Origin of the sequence: Phenylobacterium sp., assembly GCF_036501465.1 — a bacterium.
Taxonomy (GTDB): Bacteria; Pseudomonadota; Alphaproteobacteria; order Caulobacterales; family Caulobacteraceae; genus Phenylobacterium.
On record NZ_DASYAF010000106.1, the window covers coordinates 1 to 4,474 of the forward strand.

General features: G+C 70.2%; 5 protein-coding genes. All 5 read right to left on the bottom strand.

Translation table 11 applies throughout. From position 1 onward, the window contains the following. Positions 1–32: 32 nt before the first annotated feature. Positions 33–728: a transcriptional repressor LexA gene (gene lexA / locus VGL85_RS11615; RefSeq protein ID WP_331589102.1), complete on the bottom strand. Its 696-nt coding sequence runs from the start codon at positions 726–728 to the stop codon at positions 33–35. 84 nt (positions 729–812) lie between these two features. Continuing rightward, positions 813–1,604 (bottom strand): indole-3-glycerol phosphate synthase TrpC, encoded by a 792-nt coding sequence (trpC, locus tag VGL85_RS11620; RefSeq protein ID WP_331589103.1) that lies wholly within the window; start codon positions 1,602–1,604, stop codon positions 813–815. Further along, on the bottom strand, positions 1,601–2,617 hold the full coding sequence (gene trpD, locus VGL85_RS11625) for an anthranilate phosphoribosyltransferase (RefSeq protein ID WP_331589104.1): 1,017 nt from the start codon (positions 2,615–2,617) through the stop codon (positions 1,601–1,603). The genes trpC and trpD overlap by 4 nt, the downstream gene beginning before the upstream one ends. Positions 2,618–2,623: 6 nt before the next feature. Next, positions 2,624–3,214, bottom strand: coding sequence for an aminodeoxychorismate/anthranilate synthase component II (locus tag VGL85_RS11630; protein ID WP_331589105.1), 591 nt, complete (start codon positions 3,212–3,214; stop codon positions 2,624–2,626). Between the two features lie 159 nt (positions 3,215–3,373). After that, positions 3,374–4,474: efflux transporter outer membrane subunit (locus VGL85_RS11635; protein ID WP_331589106.1), on the bottom strand; the 1,101-nt coding region annotated here is incomplete at its 5' end.

Here is a 4,474-nt window from a genome sequence, read left to right on the forward strand (position 1 = left end):
CCGCTCAGGGGCCAGCGCCCCTGGACGATCAATCAGTGATAGCGGCGGATCAGGCCGACCAGCCGGCCCTGCACCTGCACCTGGTCGGGGCCGAAGATGCGGGTCTCGTAGGCCGGGTTGGCGGCTTCCAGGGCGATGGACTGGCCCTTGCGGCGCAGGCGTTTCAGGGTGGCTTCCTCGTTCATCACCAGGGCCACGACGATCTCGCCTGAATTGGCGGTCGAGCCGCGGCGGATGATCACGTAGTCGCCGTCGTAGATGCCGGCGTCGATCATCGAGTCGCCCTGCACCTCCAGCACATAGTGCTCGCCGGCGCCCAGCATGCTCTCGGGCACGATCATCCGCTCGCGTTCGTGCTGGATGGCCTCGATCGGCGTGCCGGCGGCGATCTTGCCAAGCACCGACAGCTCGCGCGCCTCGTTGGCGGGGATGGGCGGCGACATGGAGCGATCGGTGTCGACCAGCTGCGGCTTGAAGGCGTGGCGGCCCTGCGGCGGCGCCGCCGTGGTCGCCTGCTGCGGCAGCTTGATCACCTCGAGCGCCCGGGCCCGGTGCGCCAGCCGGCGGATGAAGCCCCGCTCCTCGAGCGCGGTGATCAGCCGGTGGATGCCGGACTTGGACGCCAGATCCAGCGCTTCCTTCATTTCATCAAAGGACGGCGAGACGCCGCTCTCCTTGATGCGCTCATGGATGAACATGAGCAGTTCGTGCTGCTTTTTCGTAAGCATGGCGGGCTGAAAACCTCTTGGAACAAACCGCAAACGTTGGCGATGTTCTCTAGGTGTTCTTTGTTAATGTCAAGATAATGGCCATTAATCTCCGAGCAGGGCGCGGGTGGCGGCTTCGACATCTTGCTGCCGCATCAGGCTCTCGCCGACCAGCATGGCGCGCGCCCCGGCGGCCTCCAGGCGCCGCGCGTCGGCCGGCGTGAAAACGCCGCTTTCCGTTACCAGCAAAGCGTTTGCGGGCGCGCACGCCGCCAGCCGTTCGGTGACCGCGAGGTCGGTGACGAAGGTGCGAAGGTCGCGGTTGTTCACCCCGATCAGGCGCGCGCCGAGCCGCGCCGCGCGGGCCATTTCAGCCTCGTCGTGGACCTCGACCAGGGCGTCCATGCCGAACCGGGCCGATTCGGCGATCAGCTCGGCGGCGAGCGAATCGTCGGCCAGGGCGAGAATCACCAGGATGGCGTCGGCGCCCAGGGCGCGTGATTCGGCCACCTGCCAGGGGTCGACCAGAAACTCCTTGCGCAGGCAGGGCAGGGTGGTCGCCGCGCGGGCGGCCTGCAGGAACGCGTCGGCGCCCTGGAAGCTGGGTTCGTCGGTCAGCACCGAGAGGCAGGCCGCGCCGCCGCGCGCGTAGGCCAGGGCGAGCGCCGGCGGGTCGAAATCGGTGCGGATCAGCCCCTTGGACGGCGAGGCCTTCTTGATCTCGGCGATCAGGGCCAGGCGGCCGGGCGCATGGGCGCGCGCCAGCGCCGCGATGAAGCCGCGCGGCGCCGAGGCCGCCTTGGCGTCACGCTCGACCTCGCCCTGGCCGCGGGCGCGTTTGCGGGCCGCGACCTCGTCGCGCTTATAGGCGGCGATGCTGAGCAGGATGTCGCTCATGCGGCGTTGCTGATCTCGACCAGGCGGTCGAGCGCGGCCGTGGCCCGGCCGTCGTCGATCACCGCCCCGGCCAGGGCGACGCCGTCGCGCAGGGTCTCGACCGTCTCGGCCACCAGCAGGGCCGCGGCCGCGTTCAGCAGCACGATGTCGCGATAGGGACCGGGCTCGCCGGCCAGCACGGCGCGCAGCGCCCGCGCGTTGGCCTCCGGCGCGCCGCCCTTCAGGTCCGCCAGCGACGCCCTGGGCAGCCCGACCGCCTCCGGCGTGACGCGGAAAAGGCGAATGCCGCCGTCGCGCCATTCCGCGACCTCGGTCTCGCCGGTGGTGGTCAGCTCGTCCATGCCGTCGCCATGCACCGCCCAGGCGCGCACCGCGCCCAGCGCGCCCAACGCCCGGGCGATCGGCTCGACGAAGCGCGAGGCCGGCACGCCGACCACCTGCCGCGTCGCCCCGGCCGGATTGGACAGCGGTCCGAGCAGGTTGAAGATGGTGCGAAAACCCAGCTCGGCCCGCACCGGCGCCACATGACGCATCGCCGCGTGATGCGCCGGCGCGTAGAGGAAGCAGATGCCGGCCTCGTCCAGGGCGCGGCGCTGCTGCGCCGGGGTGGCGGCGACATTGACGCCCAGCGCGGTCAGCACGTCGGAGGCGCCGGATTTCGAGCTGACGGCGCGGTTTCCGTGCTTGGCCACCTTCAGGCCGGCGCCCGCGGCCACGAAGCCGACGGCGGTGGAGATGTTCAGGGTGTGCAGCCCGTCGCCGCCGGTGCCGCAGACGTCGATCACCGCGTAGGGATGTTCCAGCTTGACGCTCTGGGCGCGCATGGCCCTGGCGCAGGCGGTGATCTCACCGACGGTCTCGCCGCGCAGGCGCATGGCGGTGACCGCCGCGGCGATCTGCGCCGGGGTCGGCTCGCCGCGCAGGCAGGCGGCGAAGAAGGCGTCGGCGTCGGCGTCGGACAGGGTCGCCCCGTCGGCCAGGCGCGCCAGCAGCGGCTTGAAGGCCTCCGACATGGCGCTCTAAGCCAGGGCCGTGCGCTTGACGCCGGCGAGATCGAGGAAGTTGCCCAGAAGGTCGTGGCCGCCTTGCGTCGCGATGGATTCCGGGTGGAACTGGACGCCGAACACCGGCCGGCTGCGGTGCTGCAGCCCCATGATCTCGCCGTCGTCGGCCCAGGCGGTCACCTCCAGCTCGGCCGGCAGGCTGTCCTTGTCCACCGACAGGCTGTGATAGCGGGTGGCGATGAAGCCGTCGGCCAGACCGGCGAACAGGCCCTTGCCGTTGTGGCGGATCGGGCTGGTCTTGCCATGCATCAGGCTCTTGGCGCGCACCACCTGGCCGGCATAGGCCTGGCCGATCGCCTGATGGCCCAGGCAGACGCCCAGAATGGGCATTTCGCCCGGCGCCGCCCTCAGCAGCGGCAGGCAGATGCCGGCCTCGTTCGGGGTGCAGGGCCCGGGCGACAGAAGGATGGCCTCGGGCCGCAGGGCCAGCGCGTCCTGGACGCTGATCTGGTCGTTGCGCACGACCTCGGTCTCCGCCCCCAGCTCGTTCAGATAGTGGACGAGGTTGTAGGTGAAGCTGTCGTAGTTATCGATCACCAGGATCATGGTCGTCCCAACCGGTTACCGTGCGCGCCGCTCGTAGCATATAGGCGCGGCGAGCTGAAATTTGGGAAATTGGGGACACGTACGCGTCGCAGATTCCGCGAGTGATATCCGAGACTTTGGGGATGCGTACGTGTCCCCAGTTTCCCCGATTTCCCGATTTCAGCTCCAGCCGCCGCCGAGCGCCTTGAACAGCGAGGCGGCGTCCTGGTCCGACTGGGCGTTGGTCTGCACCAGTTGGTCGCGGGCCCTGAGCACCGCATCCTGGGCGTTCAGCACATTCAAGAAGGTGACCAGGCCGGCTCCATACTGGGCCCGGCCGATGGCCAGGGTCGACTGCGCGGCGTCCAGCGTGCGTTGCAGGGCGGCCTGCTTGGCGCGGTCGGCGTTGCACCGGGCCAAGGCGTCCTCGACGTCCTTCAAGGCGTCCAGCACCGCCTTCTGATAGGCGAGATAGGCTTCGACGCGCTGGGCCCGGGTCGAGGCGATGTTGGCGCGGATGCGGCCGCCCTGGAAGATCGGCCAGCTGACATAGCCGATGCCGATGGAACTGGCGCTGGAGCCGTTGAACAGGGTGCTGGTCTTGGTGCTGGCCAGGGAAGCGAGCCCCAGGAGGTCGAACTTGGGGTACAGATCGGCGACCGCGACCCCGACATCCGCCGTGGCCGCCGCCAGTTGGCGCTCGGCCGTGCGCACGTCGGGCCTGCGGCGCAGCAGCTCCGACGGCAGGCCGACCGGCAGGCTGGCCGGAGACGGGGGGATGGCCGCCGGCGCCGCCAGTTCGGCCTGAAGCGCCTCCGGCGGCTGGCCGAGCAGGACGCCGAGGGCATGCAGGGCGGCGCGTTCCTGCGCCTGGGCGTCCGGCAGCTGGGCGGCCGTGCTCTCGACCTGGGTCTGCTGCTGGTTGACGTCGAGCCGGGTGACGAAGCCAACCCGGTTGCGCGCCTGGATCAGGCCGAAGGTGTCGCGCTGGGCCTTCAGTTCGTCGTTCAACAGGCCGATCCGGGTCTGGGCGGCGCGCAGGGTGAAATATTCGCTGGCCACCTCGGCGGTGAGCGAGACCTCGCCATCGCGCCGTTGCCAGAGCGCCGCCTCGGTGTTTGCACGCGCCGCCTCGACGCCGCGCCGCACGCCGCCGAACACATCCAGCTCCCAGGTGGCGTCGAAGCCGACCGAATAGAGGTTGAGGTGGGTTGGCGTCGAAAGGGTTGGCGGCGGCCCACTTGAGTTGCCGCCCGCAAGCGCGGCCGGCAGGGGAATCTC